Source organism: Pyxidicoccus xibeiensis (assembly GCF_024198175.1).
In the GTDB taxonomy this organism is placed as follows: domain Bacteria; phylum Myxococcota; class Myxococcia; order Myxococcales; family Myxococcaceae; genus Myxococcus; species Myxococcus xibeiensis.
The window spans coordinates 582,658-607,435 of sequence record NZ_JAJVKV010000004.1; the positions used below are offsets into that span (position 1 = coordinate 582,658).

Here is a 24,778-nt window from a genome sequence, read left to right on the forward strand (position 1 = left end):
GCGCCTCCGCGTGGCCAGCGTCACGGCGTGAGCGCACATCCCGAGGGCATGGACCTGGAGAAGACGGCGCCCTTCGACCTGGGCCGGGGCGAGGATGCGTGCCTGCTGCTGCACGGCTTCACCGGCAGCCCGTGGGACGTGCGTCCGCTGGGAGAGGCCCTGGCCGCGCGGGGAATGCGCGTGGTGGCCCCCCGGCTGCCGGGGCACGGCACCACGCCCCAGGCGCTGCTGCACGTCACCTGGCGCGACTGGCAGGCCGCGGCGGAGCACGCGCTCCATTCCCTGCGAGGCCACCGGAGCGTCTTCGTCGCGGGGCTGTCCATGGGCTCGCTGCTGGCGCTGGGGCTGGCGGCCCGGCACCCGGACGAGGTGCGGGCGCTGGCGCTGGTGGCCCCGGCCATCCGCTTCCGCGGGCCGCGCATGTTCCTCATCCGGCAGCTGGCCCGCACGCCGGTGCTGGAGTGGGCCAGGCCCTGGGCGGAGAAGACGGGCACGGACATCTCCGACCCGGTGGCGCTGGCCGAGGCCCCCGTGCTGCCCGCCTTCCCCGTGGCGCGGCTGCGGGACTTGTGCACGCTGCAGAACCTGGCGGTGGGGGACCTGGCCCACGTGCGCTGCCCCACGCTGGTGGCGGTGGCGGAGCAGGACCACGTGGTGGACCCGGAGGGCGGGCGGTGGCTCGCCCGCCGGCTCACGGCTGCCCCGTCGGTGCGCTTCCTGTCGCTGCGGGAGGGCTTCCACATCATTCCGCGCGACACGGCGGGCCCGCTGCTGGCGGCGGAGGTGGCGGGCTTCCTGGAGCAGTGGCGGGACTTAGGCGCATGGCAGGCGCACGCTCCGGCCGCGGGGGCCTGAGCGGAAGCCCGGGCAGGCGCAAAACCCGGCGGCGGCGTGGGCATCGGTGTATCTGAGAAGCCCGCATGCCCTCCTCCGACTCCCCTCCCCTCGTCGAGCTGCGCGATGTGACCAAGGCCTACGTCGAAGGCGACACCCAGAGGGAGGTGCTCTCCGGCGTCCAGCTGTCCCTGCACCGGGGCGAGTTCGTGGTGCTGCTGGGCCGCAGCGGCTCGGGAAAATCCACGCTGCTCAACCTCATCAGCGGCATTGATGTCCCCACCCGGGGCGAGGTGCGCGTGGACGGGAGGGACTTGGGCCGCCTGAGCGAGCGCGAGCGCACGCTGCTGAGGCGCGAGCGCATCGGGTTCATCTTCCAGGCCTTCAACCTGCTGCCCACGCTGACGGTGGAGGAGAACGTCCGGCTGCCCCTGGAGCTGAACGGGAAGAGCGCGACGGATGCCGGGGCCCGGGCGCGCGCGCTGCTGGAGCGGGTGGGGCTGGGCGCCCGCGCGCGCGGCTTCCCGGACCGGCTGTCCGGCGGCGAGCAGCAGCGCGTGGCGGTGGCGCGGGCGCTGGCGCACTCCCCGCCGCTGCTGCTGGCAGACGAGCCCACCGGCAACCTGGACGAGGCGACGGGCCGGCAGGTGCTGGACCTGATGGAAGGGCTCATCCGGCAGGGCAATGCGTGCGCGCTGGTCGTCACGCACGAGCCGGGGCTGGTGGCCCGCGCGGACCGCGTGCTGTCGATGGAGGGCGGACGGCTGGTGGAGCGCGCGCACGCGCGGAAGGAGGCGCGGTGAGGGGGCTGCTGGTCCGCTCCAGCCTGCGCCACCTGGGCGGCCACCCGTGGCTGACGGCGCTGTCGCTCTTGGGTATCGCCCTGGGCGTGGCGGTGGTGGTGTCCATCGACCTGGCGAGCGGCAGCGCGCTGCGCGCCTTCGAGCGCTCCACGGACGCGGTGGCCGGCCGCGCCACGCACCAGGTGGTGGGCGGCTCCTCGGGCGTCGACGAGCGCGTGTACCGCGAGCTGCGCCTGCGCCGCGACGCGCCGGTGTCCGCGCCGGTGGTGGAGGGCTACGTGCGGGCGGCGGTGGGCGACCGGCGCACGCTCACCGTGCTGGGCGTGGACCCGTTCGCGGAAGCGCCGTTCCGCGACTACGCCCGGGGCGAGGCCGTGGGCGACGTGGGCGCGCTGCTCACCGAGCCGGGCTCGGTGCTGCTGAGCGCCCGGGCCGCGCGCGCGCTGGGCATTGCCTCCGGCGGCACGCTGCCGGTGCGCGTGGAGGGTGTGGAAAGACAGCTGCGCGTGGCGGGGCTGGTGGAGCCCGCCGACGAGGACACCGCGCGGGCGCTGGAGTCGCTGGTGCTCACGGACGTGTCCACGGCGCAGGAGGTGCTGGGCACGGCGGGGTGGCTGACGCGCATCGACCTGCGCATTCGGGACGAGGCGGAGGCGAAGGCACTGGCGGCGACGCTGCCGGTGGGCACGGAGCTGCTGCGCGCGGCGGCGCGGGCGGGCACGGTGGAGCAGATGACGCGGGCCTTCCGCACCAACCTCACCGCGCTGTCGCTGCTGGCGCTCGTGGTGGGGATGTTCCTCATCTACAACACCATGACGTTCTCCGTGGTGCAGCGGCGCGGGCTCCTGGGGCGGCTGCGCGCCATCGGCATCACCCGGGGCGAGCTCTTCGGCCTCGTGCTGGGCGAGGCGGCGGTGCTGGGCGCCGTGGGCACGGTGGCGGGCCTGCTGCTGGGCGTGCTGCTGGCGCGCGGGCTGGTGGGGCTCGTCACGCAGACGTTCAATGACCTGTACTTCGTGGTGAGCGTGCGCGGGCTGGCGCTGGAGCCCTTCACGCTGGTGAAGGGCCTGACGCTGGGGCTGGGGGCCACGCTGCTGGCGGCGCTGGTGCCGGCGTGGGAGGCGGCACGCTCGGCGCCCGTGACGACGATGCGGCGCTCCACGCTGGAGGACGTGTCGCGCAGCCGCGCGCCGAAGCTGGCGCTCTTGGGGCTCGTCGTGCTGGCCGCGGGGACGGGGCTGCTGGTGTGGCCCACGCAGGCCTTGCTGCCGGCGTATGGCGGGCTGTTCTCCGTGCTGCTGGGCTCGGCGCTGCTGGTGCCGTGGGTGACGGAGCGGCTATCGGCGGGGGCGGCGGTGCCGCTGGGCGCCGCGTTCGGCCTGCTGGGGCGCATGGCGGCGCGCAGCGTGCGCACGAGCCTCAGCCGCACGGCGGTGGCGCTGGCGGCGCTGATGGTGGCGGTGGCCACCACGGTGGGCGTGGGGCTGATGGTGTCCAGCTTCCGGGGCACGGTGGTGTCGTGGCTGGACACGTCGCTGCAGGCGGACGTCTTCATCTCCCCGCCCTCGCTGGTGGCGCGGCGCGGGACGACCACGCTGGTGCCCGGGCTGGCCGAGCGCCTGCGCGCCACGCCGGGCGTCGCCGCGAGCAGCACCATCCGCGTGGCGACGACGCGCGTGGGCGGCGTGCCCACGGACCTGCTGGCCATCGACTTCTCGCAGACGCCGACGCGGCCGTACCGGTTCAAGAGCGGTGACGCAGCGGCCATCTGGCGCGAGCTGGAGGCGTCGCAGGACGCGATTCTCGTGTCGGAGCCGTTCAGCTTCCACCGCCGCGTGGGCGTGGGCGACACGGTGCGGCTGACGACGGACCAGGGGCCGCACGACTTCCGCGTGGTGGGCGTGTACTTCGACTACGGCTCGGACGTGGGGACGATGCTGATGCCTCGCGCCACGTATGACCGTTGGTACGACGACCGGGGGGTGAGCGGCGTCGCGCTGTACGCGGCCCCCGGCGCGGACGTGGACGCGCTGGTGGCGGCGGCGCGCGAGCGGGCCGGGGACTCGCAGGCCCTGCTGGTGCGGGCCAACCGCTCGCTGCGGCAGGCGTCGCTGGAGGTGTTCGACCGCACCTTCACGATTACGCACGTGCTGCGGCTGCTGGCCATCGGCGTGGCCTTCGTGGGCGTGCTGAGCGCGCTGATGTCGCTGCAGCTGGAGCGGGCGCGGGAGCTGGCGGTGCTGCGCGCCACCGGGCTGACGCCGGGCCAGCTGTGGGGCCTGGTGTCGATACAGACGGGCCTGCTGGGCCTGCTGGCGGGGCTGTTCTCCATGCCGCTGGGCGTGGGGCTGGCGTACATCCTGGTGCACGTCATCAACCAGCGCTCGTTCGGGTGGACGCTGCAGCTCGCGGTGACGCCGGAGACGCTGGTGCAGGCGATGCTGCTGGCGCTGGTGGCGTCGGCGCTGGCCGGGCTGTACCCGGCGTGGAAGATGGCGCGGGCCAACCCGGCGATGGCGCTGCGGGAGGAGTGAGGCATGAGCGGCGGCCGAGGACTCGTCATCGGGACGGCAGTGGTGCTGGCGGGGCTGGCGGTGGCCGTGGTCATCGTCACGCGCGAGTCGGCGCCCCCCGCGCTGAGGGCGGGCGGAGCGCTGACGGTGGCCGGAGCGCTCGGCGGAGGCGACGCGGGCACGGAGGGCTACGCGCGGGCCTACGAGCCGCGGCCGTTCCAGTTCCCCGAGGACCACGGCCCGCATCCCGGGTTCCGCACGGAGTGGTGGTACTGGACGGGCAATCTGGAGACGGAGGATGGACGCGCCTTCGGCTACCAGTTCACGCTGTTTCGCAGCGCGCTGGCGCCGCAAGCGCCGCAACGTGAATCGGCATGGGGCGCGCGGCAGGTGTTCCTGGGCCACTTCACGGTGTCGGACGTGGCGGGCGGACAGTTCCATGCGTCGGAGCGCTTCAGCCGCGAGGCGATGGGCCTGGCCGGCGCGACGGCGCAGCCGTTCCGGGTGTGGCTGGAGGACTGGGAGGCGGTGAGCGTGGGCGAGGCCACGTGGCCCGTGCGGCTGCGCGCGGAGTCCGACGCGGTGGCGCTGGAGCTGCTGCTGGAGCCGGGCAAGCCGCCGGTGCTCCAGGGAGACAGGGGCCTGAGCCAGAAGGGGCCCGAGCGGGGCAATGCGTCCTACTACTACTCGATGACGCGGATGCCCTCGACGGGCACGGTGCGGGTGGAGGGGCAGACGTACGCGGTGAAGGGTGAGAGCTGGATGGACCGCGAGTGGAGCACCAGCGCGCTCGGGCCGGACCAGGTGGGGTGGGACTGGTTCTCGCTGCAGCTCTCGGACGGGAGCGAGCTGATGTACTACCAGCTCCGCCGGAAGGACGGCTCGGCGGACCGGTTCAGCTCGGGGCTGTGGATACCGCCGGCGGGCGCGGCCTCGAGCGAGCCGGTGAAGGTGTCGCGAGAGGACATGCGGCTCACGGTGCTGGACACGTGGAAGAGCCCTCGCAGCGGGGGGGAGTACCCGGCGCGGTGGCGGCTGAGCGTGGAGAAGCTGGGGCTGGAGCTCACGGTGACGCCGAGGCTGGCGGACCAGGAGCTGCCGGTCAGCGTCATCTACTGGGAGGGCTCGGTGGGCCTGGAGGGCACGCGCGAGGGCAGCCCCGTCACGGGACGCGGCTACGTGGAGCTGACGGGCTACGCGGACACGCAGGGCCCGCGGCGGCGGGAGACGCGGGCGCGCGGAACGCCGGAGGCGGAGGCCGCGGCGGGACAGGCACCCGCTGCCACCGGGAACGGTCGGTAGGCCGGGCCGTTCACCCGAGCGCGGCGGATACCCCGGGGCGGCGCAGAACACCATCCGGCGGCGGTCCGGGGTGGATGTCTCGCGGGCGATGGAACCTCCCGCCTCCGGTGCGCGTCTGCCTGGGTTGGTATTCTCGGGTCACCGCAAGGGGGGAAGTCATGAGTGCTGAAGGCAAGCCGCAGGTCCTCGCCGCGAGCATCGTGGGAACCGCCGATTCCGGCACATCGAGCTCGGGGGCAGGAACGGTCTCCACGATTCCGCGGCCGGAGAACGCCCGACTGGTGGTGCTCACGGGAGTCCTGCCGCTACTGGCCCTCACGGCGGCGTGGTTCGTGGCTCCTGGCTGGAGCTACGTCGCGACGGCTGCGGTGCTGGCGGCCTTCATGCTGGTGCTCGGGCAGACCATCTCCGGGACACCGTTTGGCGTGCTCATCAACGAGCGCAACCTGATGAGCCTGTCTCGTTTCCAGGCCTCCGTGTGGACGGTGGTGGTCGTCGCCGGCTACCTGACGATGGTGGTGGCGCGCGTGAAGGCAGGGACGGCCAACGCCGTGGACGTGGGCATTCCGCAGGAGCTCTGGTGGGCAATGGGCATTGCCTCGACGTCGCTGCTGGGGACGCCGCTCATCCTCGGTGGCAAGCGCCAGCGCCAGCCGGACGACAAGACCGTGCTGCGCACGGCGGCGCAGCTTCCCAACGAGAGCAAGGGGAGCATCGACGCCCAACGGCAGGGAGTGCTCTACGCCAACGAGAGCCTCCACGACGCGCGCATCTCGGACATCTTCCAGGGTGACGAGGTCGGCAACACCGCGCACGTGGACCTGGCCAAGGTGCAGATGTTCTATTTCACGGCGATTGCCGCGGTGAGCTACTTCGTGGACGTGTCCATGGCGGTGATGCGGGGAGCGACGGACACCCTGCCTCCGCTGTCGCAGGGCTTCGTCGCCCTGCTCGCCATCAGCCACGGCGGGTACCTGGTGAGCAAGAGCACGGACCACTCCAACTCGAAGCCGGGGTAAGGGGTTCTCCGGAAGCCGCCTCGCCGGTGCACAGCGCAAGGAGTGTGACACAGAGCCGGGAGTCCGGCTCCGGCCGGGTTCCGACCTGTGCCGGGAACGGCTACGGCCTTCGAACGGACGGTGCCTCGAATCATCACGCGAAGCCGCCGGGGATTCGGCATGCGTCGCGGTCCCAGGCCCTTCAATGTCCACAGGCAGCCTGGTTGGCGAAGCAGGGCACGTGTCGTCACCTGCGGCCGCCGCCCGCCCGCTGTCGGGTGTTTCTTCCGAGGTCTCTCCTCCGTCTGGAGGCGGCATGCCTCCAGGCCCCCGGGGCGCCGACTTCTCCCTGGGCCCCAGCGCCCGCCAGAGTGCCTCCACCGACGCGAGCACGTCCTCCTCCGTCACCGCCCCTTCCCACCTCGCCGACACCCGCCCCAGCTCCGCCAGCGCGCCCCACACCAGGCACGTCCTCGCCATCGCCGAACCCGGTTCCAGCACTCCGTCGCGCTCGCCCTGGCTGACGACCTCGCGAATCAGGTCTCGCACCCGCCAGCCTCGCTCGTCGTCCGGCCCCTGCTCCGGACGGGCGTGCAGGAAGACGAAGCTGAAGACGCCGGGCATCCGCAACACGTAATTGGCCAGCAGCCGCCAGAGGGCGAAGAAGCCCTCGCGGAAGCCCGCGCCCTCGTCCGTGCTGGCCATCTGGAACTCGTAGCGCGCATACCGGTACAGCTCGTCGTCGGAGAAGTCCCGAATGGCCAGCGCACAGCCGCGCTTGCTGCCATAGCGCCGGTAAAGCGAGCCCACCGACATGCGCATCACCCGCGCCAGCTCCGCGGCCGGCGTCTTGTCGTAGCCCCGCTGCGCCATCACCGCCGCCGCCTCCTCCATCCGCGTGGCCATGAACTGCTGGTACAGCTCCATGATCATCTGCCCACCCCCTGCCGGACCGACCCGCCCGTGGAAGGAACGTTCCTTCCGCCAGCACCTTCCTACCGGGTGGGGCTGACATGCCGACGGCGGACAACCGGGCAGGTCACCGGAGACCACGGTCCGTCGCGGCAAGACGGGCACTTCAGCAGCCAGCCTCCTGTCAGGCATTGCAGGCCCCCTCCGCGTCTCGAGTGGATGCCCAAAGGCGAGTCTCACTCCCCTGCGGTACGGAGGTGAGGCCGAGCAGGACAGGCCTGGAGTTCCCTGCCCTATGCTCCAGCTCGGACTCCACTGAACGAGACTCACGCGGAGAAATGGAGGAACGGTGCCCAAGCCCCTGGTGGACGTAGACGCGGCGCCCGCGTCCGCCTTCTGTCTCACTGATGAGCTGACCTCCTTCACCTCCGGCTGGCACACCCACCGAAGGCACCAGCTCCTCTATGCAGCCAGGGGTGCGCTGCATCTGGAGGTTGCTCACGCGCAGTGGTTGCTTCCTCCGCAGCGTGCCGCCTGGCTTGCCGGAGGCACCCGTCACCGCGTGAGCGCCACACAGCCGGCGACCCTGTGCACCGTGTACCTGGAGCCCTCTCGCGTGCCCGCTGCGCCACAGGGTGAGTGCCGCGTCTTCGTCCTGCCTCCGCTCGCCCGGGAGATGCTCCTCTATTCCACACGTTGGGGGCCGGAGCGCGCACCTCGCGATGCGGTGGCGGAGAGCTTTTTCACCGCCCTCGTCCACCTGCTCGCGGAGTGGGCGGCGGAGCCTCGCGAGTGGCGGCTGCCTCGCGCTCGCACGCCGGAGCTGGAGCGCGCCATGACGTACACGCTGGCCAGGCTCGGCGGGCCCGTCACGCTCGCGGGCACGGCCAAGGCGGCGGGGCTGTCCCAGCGCACCCTCGCGCGCCGCTTCGAGGAGGAGGCGGGGACCTCGTGGCGCCGCTTCCTCCATGACGCCCGCATGCTGCGTGCCATGGAGCTGCTGGCCGAGGACGGCGCCCGCGTCACCCAGACGGCCTACGCCGTGGGCTTCGAGAGCCTCGCCGCCTTCACCCACGCCTTCACGGCCTTCACCAGTGAGCGCCCGCGCGACTTCCGCCAGCGCATCACCCGGGGGGCGCTACCGCCACCCCGGGCCGCTCCCGCGCGAACGCCGCGTCGCAGACGAGTCGGTTGAGAAGTCCACCGTCGGCCAAGGCCGCGCTCCCGGCGGCTCCTGCCTCCGTGCAATGTTGCTAACCGGGGGTGACCATCATGACCGAAAAGACTGGCGTTGCAGTCGTGGGCGAACAGCCGTTCGCGGAGATACTCCGTACGGCCTGGCTGACCGGCGTCCGCAACGACTACCTCAGCGGCTTCATCGGGACGGAACGCGCGCTCCAGGCGAGCCTCTACTTCCATCTCCGGGTGCTCGGCGGAGGAGCCCACGTTTATGTGGAACCCCGTCTGCCAGTAGGTGAGCAGGACTTCATGCCCGACCTGTGCGTGCTCCTGCCAGAGCAGGCGGAATGCTGGATTCTCGAACTGAAGCTCCAGAACGCAGCCAATCAGGGCGTCGTCTGGGAGTCCGACTTCAGGAAGTTCGCGACCATCGAGGCGACTGCGGACGCAGGAAAGGAACTGGCCCTGCGTCCAAGAGGCCGGCAGGACGCCGTTCCCCTTCCAATCAAGAACCTCCGGTACGCCTTCGTCGCCGTGGGTGACAGCTCCTGCGGGGCGCTCGATCCGACGTGGCTGAGCACCAAGGCGGAAGGATTCCTTGGGAAGGCAGCCAATAAGACCGTATGGCTCGGCGGGCTCGCGGACACCGAGGAGTTTCGGGGGCCGCTGAAGCTGCGGTGACCCCGAACTCGCGATTCGAAACAACCCGACAGACTCACTTCCCTGCGAACTACCCGCCGCAGGCGAGCTGGTTGACCAGTCCGTACACCGAGTACCCCACCATGTACGGCAGCGCGTACTCCGGGAACGCCGCCGCCGCGCGCTTCTGCAGCTCCGCGTGGTGCGGCGCCGCCGCGTCACCGCACAGCTCCGCCTTCCTGTCCCCCAGCTCCACCGCGTAGCCCTTCACCAACGTCACCATGCCGTCCAGGTACCGCTTCTGCGCGGCGATGGCCTCCGTCACCGGCGCGGCCTCGCCCCGGCCGCCGTACACCGTCGCATCCGGCCACGTCGCCAGCTCGTCCACCGCCGCCTTCCACGCCGCCATGTCCGGCACCACCTTGCCCTCGCGCAGGCCACCCTCCAGCCACGCGTGCGCCTGGTGGTGCACCAGGTCCCCCACGATGAGCGCCTTGCGCGCCGGCACGTACGCCACCGTCTGCGTCGTGGCCACGCCCGCGTGCTTCAGCTCGGCCAGCTCCACCTTCGCGTCCCCCTCCAGCGGCAGCGCGTACGTGCCGCGAAAGGTGACGTCCACCGTGGCCTGCCCCGGGTACGTCTCCTCGGTGAAGGCCTTCACCACGTTCACCCAGAAGTACTTCTTGTACGCGTGCACGGCGGGAATCGCCGCGGCGGTGGCCTCGCTGGCGACCACCTTCGCGCCCTCGCGCTGGAACACCGCCACGCCGTTGAACTTGTCCGGGTTCGGATGCGTGACGACGACATAGCGGATGGGATTGCCCGTCCTCGCCCGGATGGCCGCGAGCACCTTCTCCGCCTCCGCCTCGGTGAACTGCGCGTCGAAGACCACCACCTCCGCGCCCGTGTCATAGAAGAACGAGTGCGTGTCGAACCCGTTCGCATCGCTCGTGTACCGAGCCACGTCCGCGTCCACCAGGTTCGCCTTCGAACCCGCGCACCCCACCGCCAGCACCACTCCCAGCACCAGCACCGTCTGCCTCATCGTGAAAGCCATGTTCCGCGTCCTCGCGTCGAAAGAGCCGGGCCACAGGTCCCGGCGAGCGAGGCGGAAGATGCCGTTTCACCCCGTGGCTCGCTTGCGCGCATCCGCCGGGGATTTGTTCCCATCCGCCAACACCTCTCACCGTCCATCGGACGCTCTTCTCGCCCCGCCGGGTCAGGCGCGGGACTTCCTCTCATGGGAAGCACGACACCTCACGTCACCCCGCGCCCTTCCCTCCCGCTGTCACGTGGTCAGCGTCGCGCGCCGTCAAGCCCTGGCACCCCGCTTGCCTCTTGGCTCCGTGGCTGCAGGTGGGACGTCCGCCCGAGGACGTTGGAGGTAGACCGGGGTATGAGCTGGCTGGGACGAGGCAGGTGGTGGGCGGGCGTGTTGGGTGCGGCAGTGTGGCTGGCCTGCGGGGGCGAGCCGCAGCCCCAGTCAGCCGTGGGAGGAAACCCGGGCGACCCGCTCGGAAACCCTCCCGTCGAACAACCCGGAGATGACGAAGACCCGCCTCCCGACGACGAGGACGAGGACCCGCCGCCGGATGACGAGGAAGACCCTCCGCCCGATGACGAGGAGCCACCGCCTCCCGAGCCCGATGCCGGCACACCGGACGCAGGGCCCCGAGACTCCGGCACACCGGACGCAGGGCCCCGAGACTCCGGCACTCCTGACTCCGGCACGCCGGACGCGGGCCCCCCGGACTCCGGCACGCCCGATGGCGGCAGCACGGGCGGAAACAACGTTCCCCCCGACGCGGCCGGCTGGCGGTTCCTCGGGCGCGCGCAGGGCGCACCACGCGAGGTGCTGGGCATCACCCAGGACGAGGGCGGCAACCTCTGGGTGGCGGGTGGCGAGGACGGCCTCTGCCTGCTGCGCCCGGAGGCCTCCACCTTCAAGTGCTACACAATGGCCGACGGGCTGAAGCCGTGGGCCCCCTGGAAGGGCAAGGACCCCGCGCCGGAGCAGCGCTACCTCAAGGTGACGGCGGTGACGGGCGGCCCCGCGGGCACCGTCTGGGTCGGCTACGAGGGCCGGCCCAACTGCGAGAGCGAGTTCTACAAGGCCCCGGGCGAGCTCGAGGACCCCGCCATCTTCAAGAGCGGCGATGCGGACCGCGTGGAGCTCCAGGACGACGGCACCCTGCGCGTCATCCACTACGACATCCACTCGCCCGCGCACTCCGTGCCCGGCTACGGCCACCGCGAGAAGCTCTGCTCGGTCAACCGCATCGTCTGGGACAAGCAGCGCAACAGCCTCTGGTTCGCCTCCAACCACGGCCTCGCGTGGGGCGAGCCGGACTACCAGGGCGCCGTGGAGTGCTCAGACCCGCAGGTCCGCGCCGCCAACGCGTGGCTCTACATCGAGCGCGACGCCCAGGGGAACGAGGTGGGCCGCGAGCCGCGCCAGCGCTGCAAGTACGGCGTCATGGAGCACGTCCACCCCGCCATCGCCATGAGCGACGCCGCCACCGAGGACAGCCGGCTGGCCGGTGACGTCTGGGGCGTGGCCGTGCGGCCCGACGGCGACGTGTGGCTGGGCTCGCACATCCGCACCTCGCGCTTCAAGATCATGACGAACGCGGTGGGCCACGTGGGCACCGGCGCCCCATGGAACTTCGAGGCCGCGCGCAAGCAGACCGAGGAGAAGAAGCACCGCGCCAACCGCATCGACCTGTGGCCGGACGCCGTGGCCGAGCCGACGATTCCCACCCCCGAGCAGCGCGTCGACGACCTCGTCAGCGACCTGGTGCTCATGCCGGACGGCACCGTCTGGGTCTCCAGCTTCGCCTGGGGCCTGGCGAAGATGAGCGACACGGGCCAGGTGACGGCGCACCACCTCGGAGGCGAGCCCGACCGCTTCGTCTCCTCGCTCGAGCGGGACACGCGGGACGGCAGCCTGTGGATTGGCCACCGCTGGGGCCGGGGGCTGATGCGGATGCACACCGAGGGCGACTTCGTCAGCCACAACGCGGTGCTCGGCCCCCTCGCGGGCCTGCCCATCTGGGACATCCAGGTCGTCGGCACCGGGGACAGCCGCAAGGTGCTGGTGGCCTTCAGCGCCTACCGCGACGCGCTGGGCAACATCGTCCACCCCGGCGCCATCGGCATCTACACCGGGCGCTGAGCCTGCCCGCCCGCTTCCCGGGCCGCCCCAAGGCGAGCAGGGCCGCCTGCCTGCAAAGGGGTGCCCTCCCTGGGGGGCAGCGTCAAGTTGAAGGCACTCCGCCCTCGCACTCCAGCGAGGGCCTTCACTGACGCACAGGAGGCCGCACCATGTCTCTTCTGGGAAGCATTCTCGGTAGCTACGCCAGCGGTCGTCGCGGTTATGGCTCGGGGGGTTGGAACCGGGGCCGCACCAGCTACGGGCGCAGTCCGCTGGGCTTCGGGTACGGCGGCCGGAGCCGGGCCGCGTCCGGAGGTTTCTTCGGCAGCAACCTGGGCCGCATGGCCATGGGTGGGCTGGCCGCGTACGGCCTGCGCCGCTTCCTCGGCAGCCGCCGTCCTCCCATGGGCTACTAGACAGGTGCCGGACAGGAAGCTCGCCTGTCCGGCCCCCCTGCTGGGGTAGGTTCCTCCCATCTGGCTGTCCGCCGCTGGGAGGAGTCACCTCATGCCGAAGGCGAAGTACGTGCTGGCCCTGGACCAGGGCACCACCGGAACCCACGTCTCCATCCTCGACTCGAAGCTCCAGCTGGTGGGCCGCTCCTACAAGGAGTTCACCCAGCACTTCCCCAAGCCGTCCTGGGTGGAGCACGACCTGGACGAAATCTGGGCCACCAGCGAGTGGTGCATCGCCCGCGCGCTGAAGGACGCGGGCCTCACCGGCCGGGACATCGCCGCGGTGGGCATCACCAACCAGCGCGAGACGACGGGCCTGTGGATGCGCGGCACCGGCAAGCCGCTGAGCCACGCGATTGTGTGGCAGGACCGGCGCACGTCGGAGATGTGCCGGCGCCTCAAGGAGAAGGGCGTGGAGCCGCGGGTGCGGGAAGTCACCGGCCTCGTCGTGGACCCGTACTTCTCCGGCACCAAGCTGACGTGGATGTTCGAGCACCTGAAGGGCTCGCGCGCCCGCGCCGAGAAGGGCGACGTGTGCTTCGGCACCATCGACACGTGGCTCGTCTACAAGCTCACCGGCGGCGCGGCCCACGTCACCGACGTGTCCAACGCCAGCCGCACCCTGCTGATGGACTTGACGACGCTGCAGTGGAGCGACGACATGCGCGCCATGCTGTCGGTGCCGGCCGCGTGCCTGCCGCAGATTCGCGGCTCGGCGGAGGTGTACGGCACCACGCGCGGCATGCGCAGCCTGCCGGACGGCGTGCCCGTGGCGGGCATGGCGGGAGACCAGCAGGCCGCCCTCTTCGGCCAGGCGTGCTTCGAGCCCGGCGAGTCCAAGTGCACCTACGGCACCGGTGCCTTCCTGCTGATGAACACCGGCAGCACGCCGGTGCGCTCCACCTCCGGCCTGCTCACCACGGTGGCGTGGCGGCTGGGCGGCACCGGCACCACCACGTACGCGCTGGAGGGCAGCAGCTTCATCGCCGGCGCCGCGGTGCAGTGGATGCGCGACGGGCTCAAGGTCATCAAGAAGGCGCCGGACATCGAGGCGCTCGCCGCCAGCGTGAAGGACTCCGGGGACGTCGTCTTCGTGCCGGCCCTGGCGGGCCTGGGCGCGCCCCACTGGCGTCCCGAGGCGCGCGGCCTGTTCGCCGGCATCGACCGCTCCACCACCGTGGCCCACTTCGCGCGCGCGCTGCTGGAGGGCATCGCCCTGCAGCTGCATGACCTGGCGGACGCCATGCGCCGGGACAGCGGGCGGGACATCCCCGTCTTCAAGGTGGACGGCGGCGCGGCGGCCAACAACCTCCTGATGCAGTACCAGGCGGACATCCTCGGCGTGCCGGTGGTGCGCCCGAAGAACCTGGAGACGACCAGCCTGGGCGCCGCCTTCCTCGGGGGCCTGGGCGCGGGCGTCTGGGACAGCCCGGACGCCATCCGCCGGGCGTGGAAGGCGGACAAGACCTTCAAGCCGAAGATGCGGACCGACGTGCGCGAGCGGCACCTGGCCAAGTGGAAACGCGCGGTGGAGCGGGCGTGATGGGGGCCGCGCGCTGGAGGCACGTGTTGACGGCCCTGCTCGCGCTGGGCCTTGCCGGCTGTCCCGGCGTGGAGGAGCCCTGCTTCGGCGGCTTTCCCGCCCAGCCGCCCGGCCAGCAGCTGGTCGGCGTGGGACAGGAGGTCAGCCTCGTCGTCACCGCCGACCTGAGCCGGGCGTGCATGGAGGGAGGGACGGCCCGGAAGCCGGAGTCCGTCACCGTGCAGGTGTACGACTCGCAGAACCAGCCCGTGCCCGCGACGGCGGACCTGCCCGTCGGCGGCAGCGCCGCCACCATCCGCTTCACGCCCACGGTGACAGGACGCCACCACATCGTCGTCGCCTTCGCGCCGGTGGGCAGCCTGCACCAGTTCGGCGTCCAGGCACTGACGGACCGCTCCAGCGAGCGTCCGCTGGCGCAGCTGCCCTCGCAGCCCCACTGCACGTACCTGGACCGCACCACGAGCGGCACCTGGCTGTGCGGCACCACCGCGCTGCGAGCCCCGGACGCGACACCTCAGGCGCTCACCGCCAACTCCACCCACCTGACGGTGGTGGCCGGGGACGTGGTGTGGGTGATGGAGTCGGACCGGGTGCTGCGCTACGTGGACCGGGGCGCAGGTCCGCTCGAGCTCACGGGCACCGCGCCCCTGCCTTCCGGCATCAGCACGGGCGGAGGGTTCGCTCCGGGCCCGCACTCACGGCTCGCCACCGGGGAGGACCTGCTGCTGCTCACCGGCGCCTCCCTGCTGCGCTTCACCGTCACCGGGGCCGGCGGCCTCACCTCCTCGCCGGTGACACCGTGGACCTCCTCGGCCGTGCCGCCTCCGTTCGGCGGGGACTCCATCCCCGGCCTGCTGGTGCGCGCCGCAGAGCGGGTGCTGGTGGTGAGCCGCACGCTGGACCCGCGGACGGGCGTGACGGGGACCCAGGCCTGTCCCTTCCGGCCTGGCGTGACGGGCGCCTACGTGCCCATGTCAGCTGAGGCGTGCCACACGCTGGAGGGAGACCCGGTGGGCTACGAGGACGGCGTCGTCTGGACGCGCTCCGTCAATACCTCGACGGTCCCCGCCACGGCGATGCTCCGGCGCTACACCGCCCTGAACGGCCGGCTGGTGGAGCAGGGCGAGCTGCCGCTCGAAGGGCAGCTCTCCGTGTCGAACTACCTGCTGCGCCCGGGGCCCACGGTTCCGTTCCTGGTGGCCTCGGGCCAGGGAGGCATCGGTACCTATGCAGTCCCGCTCTGGAATCCGGAGAAGGGGCTGCTGGAGCTGGAGCTGCTGCCCCGCGCGCCGCCCAACACCCTCACGCCCCGCACCGGCCAGCACTTCATCTGGGAGGACATGTCGGGGACGAGCAGCGGGGTGCGAATCTTCGCGCGGCAGTCCACCCGCTGACGGCTCGTGACAGACGGCTTCCCTCGGGCGCGGGAGCGGGTAGAAAGCGGGCATGGCCCAAGACCGCACGCTGCTCGCTCCCGAGGCGCTCCAGTCCTTCCTCGCCCAGCACCCCGAGTGGAAGCACGAGGGAGGGATGATTCGCCGCACGTACGAGGCGCCCTCCTTCCTCGCCGGCATCGCCTTCGTCGAGAAGGTCGCACAGGCGGCGGAGAAGGCGGACCACCACCCGGACATCGACATCCGCTGGAGGAAGGTGACGCTGGCGCTCGTCACCCATGACGCCGGAGGCCTCACGTTCCGCGACACCGGCCTGGCCGCGGAGGCGGACCGCCTCTTCGCCGAGGTGGTGCGCGCGAAGTGAGCACCGTGTCGCGGGTGAGTGGATGGGTGCTCCGTGGCCGGGGCGAGGTGGCGAGGCGCACGGCCCCCGCCCGGGGCGCAGGGTGGCTGCGGAGCCTGGGCTGCGCGGCGCTGCTGGGCGCGACGCCCGCGGCGTGGGCGCAGGAGGGTGAGCCGGAGGCGCCGCGCCCGGAGCGGCTGTACTTCAACACCGGCACGCTGCTGGGCTCGGCGCGCGTGGTGGCGCTGGGCGGCGCGTACGTGGGCATTGCCGAGGGCGCGGCGGGCTTCCCCAGCAACCTGGCCGCGCTGGCGCACCGGGGCCCCGCGCTGGAGAAGGACTGGGATTTGGGCGTCACGCTGTCCTGGCTGGACCTGCCCTTCACCGGCGGGCGCAAGCGCGACCTGGACAACGACGGGCGGCCGGACGAGTCGGAGGACCGCCGGCAGCTGCTGGGCGGGCTGCTGCTGCAGTACAAGCGCTTCGGCATCGGCTTCGCGCTGCGCAACAGCGTGGTGACCTACTGCGCCACCGTGGCATGCGCGGGCGAGAGCGAGCGCATCCGCGTATCGCTGACGCAGTCGGTGCTCGCGGGGGCGGTGGCCTTCGGGCAGGACGACTTCATCCTCGCCCTGGGGCTGTACGCGGCGCAGGCGTCGTTCCGCCTGTCGTCCGGCGGTGACGAGCTTCGCTACGGCGACACGGGCGTGGAGGTGGACATGCTGTACCGGCCACACGGGCGTCCGTGGCGGCTGGGCGTGACGGTGCGTCCGGAGGTGGTGGCGGACTGGCGCGAGGAGCCGGGCCAGTCGCCCACGCTGGCGGGCCGGCCCCTCTTCGGCGCGGTGGTGGCTCCAGCGGTGCTGTCGCTCGGCGCGAGCTGGCGGTTCGGCGAGGGGGCGGAGCGCTACAACCGCCTGTCTCCCGCGGCGCGGCGGCAGCTGCTCGTGGAGGGAGACGCGCTGCCGGTGCCGGAGGAGGAGCCGAAGGGCGTGCCCGCGGGGCGGTGGCTCATCAGCGCGCAGGTGGACCTCATCTCCGGCGTGGACAACGCGGTGCCGCTGCGCTCGTTCGCCTCCACGGGCGAGACGGAGTCGGTGGGCCACACGTCGGAGTTCGCCCCGCGGCTGGGCGTGGAGCACGACACGGTGCCGGGGATGATTCGCCTGCGGGCGGGCGTGTACGGAGAGCCCTCGCCCTTCGACGGCAGGCCGGCGCGGCCGCACGTGACGGGCGGCTTCGAGGTGTTCATCTTCCGCTACTGGGAGGACTGGGCCCTCACCGCGTCGTTCGACCTGGCGCGCCGGTACACCAACGTGGGCCTGTCCGTGGGCTTCTGGCGGTGATGCGCACGGGCGTGTTCACGGTGCTGGCGCTGGTGGGCTTCGCGGCGAACTCGCTGCTGTGCCGCGCGGCGCTGGCGGGCGGTGGGCGGCTCATCGACGCGGCCTCCTTCACCGGGGTGCGGCTGGTGTCCGGTGCCGTGGTGCTGGCCGTGCTGCTGCGGATGCGGAGCGGGCGGCGCGAGGGGGGTTCCTGGCCATCCGCGCTGGCCCTCTTCGCGTACGCGGCGGGCTTCTCGCTGGCGTACGTGCGGATTGGGGCCGGCGTGGGGGCGCTGCTGCTGTTCGGCTGCGTGCAGGCGACGATGCTGGGCACGGGCCTGGTGCGTGGCGAGCGGCCTCGTGCCCGCGAGGTGGCGGGGCTGCTGCTGGCGCTGGGCGGGCTGGTGGGGCTGACGGCGCCGGGCGCCTCCGCGCCGGACACGGTGGGGGCGGCGCTGATGGCGGGCGCGGGCGTGGCGTGGGGCGTGTACTCGCTGAGAGGGCGCGGCAACCGGACGCCGCTGGCCGCCACCGCGGACAACTTCCTGCGCTCGGTGCCCTTCACGGTGGCGCTGTCGGGGGTGGGGTGGCTCGTGCAGGGGACGCCGCATGCGACGGGGCGGGGCGTCGCGCTGGCGGTGGCCTCGGGAGCGCTGGCGTCCGGCGTGGGCTACAGCCTGTGGTACGCGGCGCTGCCGCACCTGACGGCGACGCGCGCGGCCATCGTGCAGCTCTCGGTGCCGGTGCTGGCGGCCGTGGGCGGGGTGCTGTTGCTGGGGGAGGTGGTGACACTCCGGCTGGCGCTGGCGGGCGGGGCCCTGCTGGCGGGCGTGCTGCTGGCGCTGTCAGCGAAGGCGGTGCCCGCGCGGCGGTGACGCGTGGGGCGTCGCTGGCCGAGGTCAGGGGCGTCGCGGTTTCTCCGGCCACAAGGCCCCGAGGGGCAACTCCAGGGCCTCGAAGGGTTCTGCACGGACGCGCTCACGACCTGAGTACGTGCCGCGCTCCACCCACTCCGCACCTCTCCGCTGGAGCACCTCCAGCGTCCGAGACACCGGATCCACCAGCCACAGGTGCCCTACACCCTCCCGCGCGTACAGGTCCTTCTTCCGGCCACGGTCCAGTGACGAGGTAGAGGGCGAGAGGACCTCGCAGATCCAGTCCGGTGCGAGCGTCTCGTATCGACCGCTCGGTGCCTCTGGCATGCGCTCCCAGCGCCAGCCCGCCAGGTCGGGTATCACCACGCTCTTCCCGAAGTGCAGCTCGGGCTCGGCAATGAACCACCAACCGCCAGGGCCTTCGTCGCTGTCCTGGAAGCCATAGAGCCGGCTGCCCAGCGCATAGCTGGCAATCCCGTGCGGGCTCCCGGGCCTCGGCATGACGATGAGCTCGCCGTCGATGAGCTGCCCCACCACGTGGTCGGGCAATGCCAGCAGGTCTTCGTAGGTCGCTGGCCGCTTCGTCTCCTGGCCCATCGTCGCGCTCCCCTGTTCTCCGACTCCCACCCCCGCCATCATCGTCCCTGCCTCCCTGGAGTGAAACCCCACCTCTGAGTGCGTGTCCACCTCTTCCTACTCCACGGGTCTGACATGGGAGACCTCTTGCACCCTGGTGGGTACGAGAAGCCCGGACGCTGACTGCCATCACCTTCCCGTCATCCCCGGTTCGCACGGTCAGCGTCAGGCGTGGCAGCGTGGCTCCACACCAGGAGCCGGAGCCACCGATGGAACGACGCGCATTGCCGCACCGAGGCTGCAACCTCAGCTGGCTCGTGGAGGGCGACGGCGCCCCCGTCGTCCTCATCCAGGGCTCGGGCGTCGGTGCCAATGGCTGGAGGCCGCAGCTCTCCGCGCTGGCGCCGCGCTTCCAGTGCCTGTGCTTCGACAACCGTGCCTATGGCCGGAGCGTCCCCTCCGCCGAGCCCCTGTCCCTCGACCTGATGGCGGAGGACGTCCTCGCACTCATGGACGCCCAGGGCTGGCGGAGCGCGCACCTCGTCGGCCACTCGATGGGCGGGCTCATCGCCCAGTACGTGGCCCACCGCGCGAAGGAGCGCGTGCGGAGCCTGGCGCTGCTCTGCACCTTCGCGGATGGCAAGGCCCCGTCCCGGTTGACGCCGTGGCTGATAGGCGTTGGCCTGCGCACCCGGATTGGCACCCGGCGCATGCGCCAGCGCGCCTTCATGGAGATGGTGCTCACGGAGGACGAGCTGGCCGCCGTGGACACCGGGGCCATGGCCCAGCGGCTCGGCGCGCTCTTCGACCGGGACCTGGCCGAGTCCCCGCCCATCCTGATGCAGCAGGTCCGTGCAATGGCGCGCGCGGACGCCCGGCCGTTCCTCTCACAGCTCGCCGGCATCCCCACGCTCGTCGCGAGCGCGGAGCATGACCGCATCGCCACGCCCAAGTCAGGCCGGGAGCTGGCCCAGGGCCTTCCCGATGCACGCTACGTCGAGCTGAAGGGAACGGCTCACGCCATGACCATCGTGCGGGACACGGAGGTCAACGCCCTGCTCCTGGAGCACCTGGAGCAGGCGGAGCGAAGCTCCAGCGCTCCCGCCGCCGCCGCACGCGGCTGATTCCGGGACTCGCGCACTCCCCGCGGGCGCGGGCACCCCGCCCGGCAACCGCGGAGCCAGAGGCCAGGCGCCGCTCCCGGGGCCCCATGCCGCCGGAAGGAACGTTCATTCCACGGCGATGACCCGCCCGGACGGGCCCGCGGCATGCCGCTCATGGCTACCGGCGAGTCACGCAGGGGGGCCCCGCCTCAGCCGCCCTGCTCGCAATATCCGTAGTTGCAGGACGGCGCCGAGGATGGACAGTCTCCCGGTCCCGCGCACGGCTGGCAGGACGTGGCGCCGTTGGCCACCTTGTCGAAGAAACACCCGCAGCGCAGGCCCGAGGTCACGGGCGACAGCGGCCCCATCTCCGTGGTGCGCTTCACCTTCATCGCGCACCGGGGCACCAGGTGCTTGTTGATGATGGACTCCAGCAGTCCCTGCTCGAGCTGCGGCGCCGCGAAGCGGCTCACCAGCGCCCCCGCGGCCGCCGAGGGCAGCCCGTTCTCCACCCGCGTGTAGAAGTGCACCGGCCCCCAGATGGGATAGTGCCCGTCACGCACGTTCGCCTTGTCCTTCGCGAAGGGCGTGGAGTCCGGAAGGAAGCCGCACGACTGCCCCCGCGCCTGGAACGCGAGGATTCGCAGGTTGGAGCGCTCCTCGTCCGCCACGTCCGTGGACAGGATGCCAATCGCCTTCTCCGACGACTGCGCGTCCAGCAGCAGCTTCATGTTCTTGCGCACGCCGTCACTGCCACCCCGGTCCACGCCCCACCACTTGTCCGCCGGCACTCCGATGGCCCGCGCAATCATCTGCTGCGTGCCCGAGCTGGCGTTGCGCACGAAGAACAGGCTGGAGTCCAGCCAGGGCGCGGCCTTGCCCTGGTTGCCGCCCATGCCGAACGCCATGTACGCCGCCTCCGCGCTGATGCTCTTCTGCGTGGAGTTCACCGGCACCACGAAGGTCATCGGCTGGATGGGCCCCTCGTAGTCGGCAATCTGCACCCCGGCGGGCGCCTCGACGCCGCACGTGGAGGCGAAGACGTCCGACACGCCCACGTCCACCAGCACGCCCTCGGCCGGCAGCGAGCACTCCCGCGCCGTGCCGTCCGCCGCCAGCAGGATGGCGTAGTTCGCGGCCCGCGTTCCGGCCGCGGGGATGTCCTTCATCACCCGCTTCGCCGGGTCCGTGCTGTAGATGGCGGTGACGCCCGTGCACGAGCCCTGGGCCTGGTAGACGATGCTGTAGGCCGGCGTGTCCTGGGCGAGCAGCGGCGCCACCACCGTGAGGAACGAGCGGACTGCCGAGGAGCCCGCCACGTACACCACGTTCGTGCTCGGACAGGAGAGGGTGGGAACGTTCGTCTGCGCGTGGGCGGCGGGGACGGTGAGCGTGGCGAGGAGCACGGCCAGCGCGCACGTCGGGCCGCGCCAGAGGGCGGAAGGTCTCATGAGAGGCAGGTCTTTCAAGGCCGGGGGATGAGGTCGGGCAGCGCTTCGCCGGGATTGCACAGCCCCAGGCGGGCGCAGTTGTCGAAGGGCACGCACTCGGCGAGGGTGCACTGGTTGAGGAACTGCTCCTCGCTGGAGGCATTGCCGCGGAAGCAGCCCGTCGGCCCGAGCCCGGAAGGCACGCACACGCCTTCCTGGCAGACGGGGTACGTACCGAAGCGCTCACAGTCCGCGTCCGAGCCGCACTGCGCGGGCTCGGTGTCCAGGGCCAGCGAACAGCCGGTGGCCGCCATCAGCAGCACCGAGGCGAGCAGGCCGCGGCGGGGAGAAGAGAAGGAAGGCATGGAGGTCGCTCGTGAAGGCGGGGGCTAGAAGGCACCGGCGACGCCGACGCCGCCGGGGCCCACGCCCATCCGGACGGACGGAGCGGACGGGGCGGGGGCAGCATCCGGAGAACCACCGGAGAAGGTCATGAAGGCGGAGATGCCGGCGGCCACCACCGCGGCCCCGGTGAGGAGGTCGCTGGTGAGGGCCAGCGTCTTCGTCTTGCTGCTGGCGTCCTCGAGCTGCGCGCGTGTCACGCCGAAGGTGTCCCGCTGCGTCTTCAGGTCATTCGCGGCGCTGTTGGCGAGCAGCGCGGTGACGCCCGCGCCGGCCGCCAGCGCTCCGGTGGCCGCCCACATCTTCCAGGGCACGCCGCGCGGCTCGGTGGCGCGGGCCGTGAGGCTGGGGCTGGGCGCCTCGGGAGCCGCGGCCACGGGCGCGGCGGAGGGCTTCGGCGCGGGCGGAGGAGCGAACTCGAGCTGCACCCGCAGGGTGTCCATGCCGGCCACGTCCACCATGCGCGTCACGGGAGGCTCTCCCGGCAGCTCGGCCGTCACCTTGCGCCGGCCGGCGCTCACCACCACCGGCTCGGCCAGGGGCGTGCGTCCCACCGGCTGGTCGTCCACGGACACCTGCGCGCCCACCGGCCGGGTGACGATGTCCAGGGTGGCCACGCGCGAGCGCAGCCGCTCCACCTCGCGCTGCACCTCGTCGCGGCGCTGGGCGGAGACGTCCGCGCCGCCGTCATCCAGGTACTGCTGGAAGCTCTTCAGCGCGCCCGCGTAGTCCTGGAGCTGATACTGGACCTGGGCGATGTTGTAGAGGAGCCGGTAGCTGGGAGCCAGCTCGTGCGCGCGCTGGAACTCCACGAGCGCGGCGCGGAAGTCGCCCTCCTCGTAGAACTCGCGGCCGCGCTCGTAGCGCCGCTGCGCTTCCTCCATCTGCTGGGTGCGCGCCGGGGCCTTGCGCGCGGGGGCGGCGGCGCTGGCACTGCCAGCCGCCAGGGCCAGCATGAGCACGAGGGCCAGCCGCTTCGGACGACACATCAGGTGGGTGTTCATGGGGTTTCCGAGGGAGAAGCTCCGCCCTGCTCGGACCAGGGGTTGTCCGAGTCCAGCGCGCGTCGGGGCGGCTTGCGGCGAGCCGGCTTCGCGGGCAGCTCGGCGAAGTCCGGCTCCTGCTCGCGGCCCTGCGCTTCGGGCTCACGCCGAGGGCTCTCCACGACAGCGGCCCGGCGCGACTCCTGGCCGCGCCGCGAGAGGGTGATGTCCAGCGACAGGTCACGGTCGAAGCGGACCTCCTTCACCACTGTCGTGTACCCGGGCGCGGAGACCCGCAGCACGTGCGCGCGGCCGTCTCGCGGGAAGCGGTCCGAGAAGGGATTGCCCGACAGGGGCCGGTCATCCAGGCGGAGCGAGGCCTTGCGCGGCGTCACCGTCACCTGCAGCTCCACCTCCGTGGGCGCCGGTGGCGCCTGCTCCGCGCTCGCTGCCGCGACACCCGCGGCCGGGACGGAGGGCCCCGCCGGTACCACCGCTGGAGTCACGGCCGCCACGGGGGCGGGAGTGCCCGTCGCCGCGGAGGGAGCCTCGGGCGCCTTCGGAGGTGCTCCCACGGGCTGCGCCACGGGAGGCGCGGCGACGACTGGAGCAGGCGGTGCCGCTCCTCCGCCGGAGCGAAGGCCCAGGGCGACGGCGCCCGCCAGCAGCGCCACGACGCCCACAGCGCCCACGAGGACGGCGCGCCGGCCCGGCTTCAGGGCCCCGGAGCGCGTGGGGCCGGTGGACGGGGAGCCTGGACCCGGCTCCGTCGGAGGCACGGGCATGGAGCCGCCGGTGCCGGGCCGGGTGGGGTCGGTGGACGGGGAGCCCGGACCCGGCTCCGTCGGAGGCACGGGCATGGAGCCGCCGGTGCCGGGCCGCACGGAGCCGGAGCCCCGGGACTGCTCGCGGGGCCGGCTGCCATTGCCGGACACGGGAGTGCCCACGACGGGGCTGCCCCCGGTGGGCACGGCGGCGCGGCTGATGAGCTGGGCCAGCTGCTGGGTGCCCACCGGATGCCCGCAGCTCAGCAGGTACCGGTCCAGGTCCGCCTGCATCTCCCGGCAGCTCGCGTACCGCTTCGTCCGGTCCTTCGCCAGGGCGCGCTGGACGATGTACTGCAAGGGCTGGGGCACATCCTCGCGCCGCGCGGCCAGCGGGATGAAGGGCTCGTAGAGGATGGCATGCATCAGCGCCGCGTCGTTGGCGGCCTCGAACGGCTTGGCGCCCGCGACCATCTCGTAGAGCACCACGCCCAGCGAGTACACGTCCGAGCTCGGGGCCAGGGGCTCGTTCCGGAGCTGCTCGGGGGCCATGTACGGCACCTTCCCCTTGAGCGTGCCCACCTGCGTCTGCGGCGCCTGGCTGGTGGCCTTGGCGATGCCGAAGTCCACCAGCTTCACGTTGCCGCTGCGGGTCAGCAGGATGTTGTCCGGGCTGACGTCGCGATGCACCATCCGCATCGCCTCGCCGGTGTCTGGATCGCAGAACTCGTGGGCGAAGGTCAGCCCCTCACACACCGAGGAGGCAATGCGGGCACACAGCGGATAGGGCACCCGCTGCTCCTGCCCATGCAGCCGCCGCAAGAGCGCGCGCAGCGTCGGCCCGTCGATGTACTCCATCGCCAGGAAGTACGCGCCCTCGGACTCGCCGAAGTCGAAGATCTGCACCAGGTTGGGGTGGTTGAGCCGCGCCGCCAGCCGGGCCTCGGAGAGGAACATCTCCACGAACTGCGGGTCCTGCGCCAGGTGCGGCAGGATGCACTTCACGACCAGCGTCTTCTCGAAGCCGCCAGGACCCGCGACACGGGCCCGGTACACCTTCGCCATCCCGCCGTGACCCAGCTCTGAAACAAGCTCGTACCTGCCCAGCAGCGCAGTGCTGGTTACCATCTCACGGGGGGCGGACACTGTTACCTCGCCGTAAACAACGCGAGGCCGGAATACACCGCGATTTCAATTGTCTGTCGAGGCAGGAGCCCCGTGCCACGTATGTGTTTACACGACTGTGACCGT

General features: G+C 72.1%; 22 protein-coding genes and 1 pseudogene. 16 read left to right on the forward strand and 7 right to left on the reverse strand.

The genetic code is table 11. The annotated features are described in order from the left end of the window. The first annotated feature begins 48 nt into the window (after positions 1-48). From LXT23_RS20235 to LXT23_RS20260, 6 genes are all read left to right on the forward strand, one after another. Positions 49-855 (forward strand): alpha/beta hydrolase, encoded by an 807-nt coding sequence (locus LXT23_RS20235; RefSeq protein ID WP_253982344.1) that lies wholly within the window; start codon positions 49-51, stop codon positions 853-855. A gap of 65 nt (positions 856-920) precedes the next feature. Then, positions 921-1,637 (forward strand): ABC transporter ATP-binding protein, encoded by a 717-nt coding sequence (locus LXT23_RS20240; RefSeq protein ID WP_253981847.1) that lies wholly within the window; start codon positions 921-923, stop codon positions 1,635-1,637. Next, positions 1,634-4,171: an FtsX-like permease family protein gene (locus LXT23_RS20245; RefSeq protein WP_253981848.1), complete on the forward strand. Its 2,538-nt coding sequence runs from the start codon at positions 1,634-1,636 to the stop codon at positions 4,169-4,171. Before LXT23_RS20240 ends, LXT23_RS20245 begins: the two co-directional genes overlap by 4 nt. Before the next feature lie 3 nt (positions 4,172-4,174). Next, positions 4,175-5,452, forward strand: coding sequence for a lipocalin-like domain-containing protein (locus LXT23_RS20250; RefSeq protein ID WP_253981849.1), 1,278 nt, complete (start codon positions 4,175-4,177; stop codon positions 5,450-5,452). A gap of 158 nt (positions 5,453-5,610) precedes the next feature. Then, the gene (locus tag LXT23_RS20255) at positions 5,611-6,471 is read left to right on the forward strand and encodes a hypothetical protein (RefSeq protein ID WP_253981850.1); all 861 of its coding nucleotides are present in this window, start codon (positions 5,611-5,613) and stop codon (positions 6,469-6,471) included. Between the two features lie 295 nt (positions 6,472-6,766). Beyond that, positions 6,767-7,087 carry a hypothetical protein gene (locus LXT23_RS20260; protein ID WP_253981851.1) on the forward strand — a complete coding sequence of 107 codons (321 nt, stop codon included), beginning with the start codon at positions 6,767-6,769 and terminating at the stop codon, positions 7,085-7,087. 131 nt (positions 7,088-7,218) lie between these two features. Here LXT23_RS20260 and LXT23_RS50670 read toward each other — a convergent pair. Then, a pseudogene (locus LXT23_RS50670) lies at positions 7,219-7,554 on the reverse strand (helix-turn-helix domain-containing protein); the annotation flags it as partial. 157 nt (positions 7,555-7,711) lie between these two features. Here LXT23_RS50670 and LXT23_RS20265 point away from each other — a divergent pair. Next, positions 7,712-8,557: an AraC family transcriptional regulator gene (locus tag LXT23_RS20265; protein ID WP_253981852.1), complete on the forward strand. Its 846-nt coding sequence runs from the start codon at positions 7,712-7,714 to the stop codon at positions 8,555-8,557. Between the two features lie 77 nt (positions 8,558-8,634). Next, positions 8,635-9,222, forward strand: coding sequence for a hypothetical protein (locus LXT23_RS20270; protein WP_253981853.1), 588 nt, complete (start codon positions 8,635-8,637; stop codon positions 9,220-9,222). 49 nt (positions 9,223-9,271) lie between these two features. On the opposite strand, the gene LXT23_RS20275 is transcribed toward LXT23_RS20270, so the two are convergent. Beyond that, a complete protein-coding gene (locus LXT23_RS20275) occupies positions 9,272-10,237 on the reverse strand; it encodes an MBL fold metallo-hydrolase (RefSeq protein WP_253981854.1) in 966 nt (321 codons plus the stop codon). 375 nt (positions 10,238-10,612) lie between these two features. Between LXT23_RS20275 and LXT23_RS20280 the strand changes: the two genes are divergently transcribed. From LXT23_RS20280 to LXT23_RS20310, 7 genes are all read left to right on the forward strand, one after another. Further along, positions 10,613-12,355 carry a ligand-binding sensor domain-containing protein gene (locus LXT23_RS20280; protein WP_253981855.1) on the forward strand — a complete coding sequence of 581 codons (1,743 nt, stop codon included), beginning with the start codon at positions 10,613-10,615 and terminating at the stop codon, positions 12,353-12,355. A gap of 149 nt (positions 12,356-12,504) precedes the next feature. Further along, the gene (locus tag LXT23_RS20285) at positions 12,505-12,750 is read left to right on the forward strand and encodes a hypothetical protein (protein ID WP_253981856.1); all 246 of its coding nucleotides are present in this window, start codon (positions 12,505-12,507) and stop codon (positions 12,748-12,750) included. Positions 12,751-12,841: 91 nt separating this feature from the next. Further along, positions 12,842-14,332 carry a glycerol kinase GlpK gene (gene glpK, locus LXT23_RS20290; RefSeq protein WP_253981857.1) on the forward strand — a complete coding sequence of 497 codons (1,491 nt, stop codon included), beginning with the start codon at positions 12,842-12,844 and terminating at the stop codon, positions 14,330-14,332. A gap of 26 nt (positions 14,333-14,358) precedes the next feature. Continuing rightward, entirely contained in the window at positions 14,359-15,726 is a 1,368-nt protein-coding gene (locus tag LXT23_RS20295; RefSeq protein ID WP_253981858.1) for a hypothetical protein, read from the forward strand. A 52-nt stretch (positions 15,727-15,778) separates the two neighbouring features. Further along, positions 15,779-16,090: a 4a-hydroxytetrahydrobiopterin dehydratase gene (locus LXT23_RS20300; protein ID WP_253981859.1), complete on the forward strand. Its 312-nt coding sequence runs from the start codon at positions 15,779-15,781 to the stop codon at positions 16,088-16,090. 47 nt (positions 16,091-16,137) lie between these two features. After that, a complete protein-coding gene (locus LXT23_RS20305; protein ID WP_407692905.1) occupies positions 16,138-17,415 on the forward strand; it encodes a hypothetical protein in 1,278 nt (425 codons plus the stop codon). Continuing rightward, a complete protein-coding gene (locus tag LXT23_RS20310) occupies positions 17,415-18,269 on the forward strand; it encodes a DMT family transporter (RefSeq protein WP_253981860.1) in 855 nt (284 codons plus the stop codon). Before LXT23_RS20305 ends, LXT23_RS20310 begins: the two co-directional genes overlap by 1 nt. A 24-nt stretch (positions 18,270-18,293) precedes the next feature. On the opposite strand, the gene LXT23_RS20315 is transcribed toward LXT23_RS20310, so the two are convergent. After that, the gene (locus LXT23_RS20315; RefSeq protein WP_253981861.1) at positions 18,294-18,866 is read right to left on the reverse strand and encodes a Uma2 family endonuclease; all 573 of its coding nucleotides are present in this window, start codon (positions 18,864-18,866) and stop codon (positions 18,294-18,296) included. Between the two features lie 248 nt (positions 18,867-19,114). Here LXT23_RS20315 and LXT23_RS20320 point away from each other — a divergent pair, with 248 nt between their 5' ends. After that, positions 19,115-19,969, forward strand: a complete 855-nt coding sequence (locus tag LXT23_RS20320; RefSeq protein ID WP_253981862.1) for an alpha/beta fold hydrolase — start codon at positions 19,115-19,117, stop codon at positions 19,967-19,969. Between the two features lie 188 nt (positions 19,970-20,157). Here the strand turns inward: LXT23_RS20320 and LXT23_RS20325 are convergent, their stop codons facing one another. Genes LXT23_RS20325 through LXT23_RS20340 form a run of 4 tightly spaced genes read right to left on the reverse strand, consistent with a single transcriptional unit; the run spans position 20,158 to position 24,655 of the window. Beyond that, positions 20,158-21,399: a hypothetical protein gene (locus LXT23_RS20325; protein ID WP_253981863.1), complete on the reverse strand. Its 1,242-nt coding sequence runs from the start codon at positions 21,397-21,399 to the stop codon at positions 20,158-20,160. Between the two features lie 14 nt (positions 21,400-21,413). Next, a complete protein-coding gene (locus tag LXT23_RS20330) occupies positions 21,414-21,743 on the reverse strand; it encodes a hypothetical protein (protein ID WP_253981864.1) in 330 nt (109 codons plus the stop codon). 24 nt (positions 21,744-21,767) lie between these two features. Further along, complete coding sequence (locus tag LXT23_RS20335; RefSeq protein ID WP_253981865.1) at positions 21,768-22,784, reverse strand: PEGA domain-containing protein; 1,017 nt, start codon at positions 22,782-22,784, stop codon at positions 21,768-21,770. Further along, positions 22,781-24,655, reverse strand: a complete 1,875-nt coding sequence (locus tag LXT23_RS20340) for a serine/threonine protein kinase (RefSeq protein ID WP_253981866.1) — start codon at positions 24,653-24,655, stop codon at positions 22,781-22,783. The genes LXT23_RS20335 and LXT23_RS20340 overlap by 4 nt, the downstream gene beginning before the upstream one ends. Positions 24,656-24,778 lie beyond the last annotated feature (123 nt).

Bases quoted from the DNA above. Each gene is read 5' to 3' on its own strand.
- LXT23_RS20235 (WP_253982344.1), top strand. From the start codon at position 49: ATGGACCTGGAGAAGACGGCGCCCTTCGACCTGGGCCGGGGCGAGGAT.
- LXT23_RS20240 (WP_253981847.1), top strand. From the start codon at position 921: ATGCCCTCCTCCGACTCCCCTCCCCTCGTCGAGCTGCGCGATGTGACC.
- LXT23_RS20250 (WP_253981849.1), top strand. From the start codon at position 4,175: ATGAGCGGCGGCCGAGGACTCGTCATCGGGACGGCAGTGGTGCTGGCG.
- LXT23_RS20255 (WP_253981850.1), top strand. From the start codon at position 5,611: ATGAGTGCTGAAGGCAAGCCGCAGGTCCTCGCCGCGAGCATCGTGGGA.
- LXT23_RS20260 (WP_253981851.1), top strand. From the start codon at position 6,767: ATGCCTCCAGGCCCCCGGGGCGCCGACTTCTCCCTGGGCCCCAGCGCC.
- LXT23_RS20270 (WP_253981853.1), top strand. From the start codon at position 8,635: ATGACCGAAAAGACTGGCGTTGCAGTCGTGGGCGAACAGCCGTTCGCG.
- LXT23_RS20275 (WP_253981854.1), bottom strand. From the start codon at position 10,237: ATGGCTTTCACGATGAGGCAGACGGTGCTGGTGCTGGGAGTGGTGCTG.
- LXT23_RS20285 (WP_253981856.1), top strand. From the start codon at position 12,505: ATGTCTCTTCTGGGAAGCATTCTCGGTAGCTACGCCAGCGGTCGTCGC.
- glpK (WP_253981857.1), top strand. From the start codon at position 12,842: ATGCCGAAGGCGAAGTACGTGCTGGCCCTGGACCAGGGCACCACCGGA.
- LXT23_RS20300 (WP_253981859.1), top strand. From the start codon at position 15,779: ATGGCCCAAGACCGCACGCTGCTCGCTCCCGAGGCGCTCCAGTCCTTC.
- LXT23_RS20310 (WP_253981860.1), top strand. From the start codon at position 17,415: ATGCGCACGGGCGTGTTCACGGTGCTGGCGCTGGTGGGCTTCGCGGCG.
- LXT23_RS20315 (WP_253981861.1), bottom strand. From the start codon at position 18,866: ATGGGCCAGGAGACGAAGCGGCCAGCGACCTACGAAGACCTGCTGGCA.
- LXT23_RS20320 (WP_253981862.1), top strand. From the start codon at position 19,115: ATGGAACGACGCGCATTGCCGCACCGAGGCTGCAACCTCAGCTGGCTC.
- LXT23_RS20325 (WP_253981863.1), bottom strand. From the start codon at position 21,399: ATGAGACCTTCCGCCCTCTGGCGCGGCCCGACGTGCGCGCTGGCCGTG.
- LXT23_RS20330 (WP_253981864.1), bottom strand. From the start codon at position 21,743: ATGCCTTCCTTCTCTTCTCCCCGCCGCGGCCTGCTCGCCTCGGTGCTG.
- LXT23_RS20335 (WP_253981865.1), bottom strand. From the start codon at position 22,784: ATGAACACCCACCTGATGTGTCGTCCGAAGCGGCTGGCCCTCGTGCTC.
- LXT23_RS20340 (WP_253981866.1), bottom strand. From the start codon at position 24,655: ATGGTAACCAGCACTGCGCTGCTGGGCAGGTACGAGCTTGTTTCAGAG.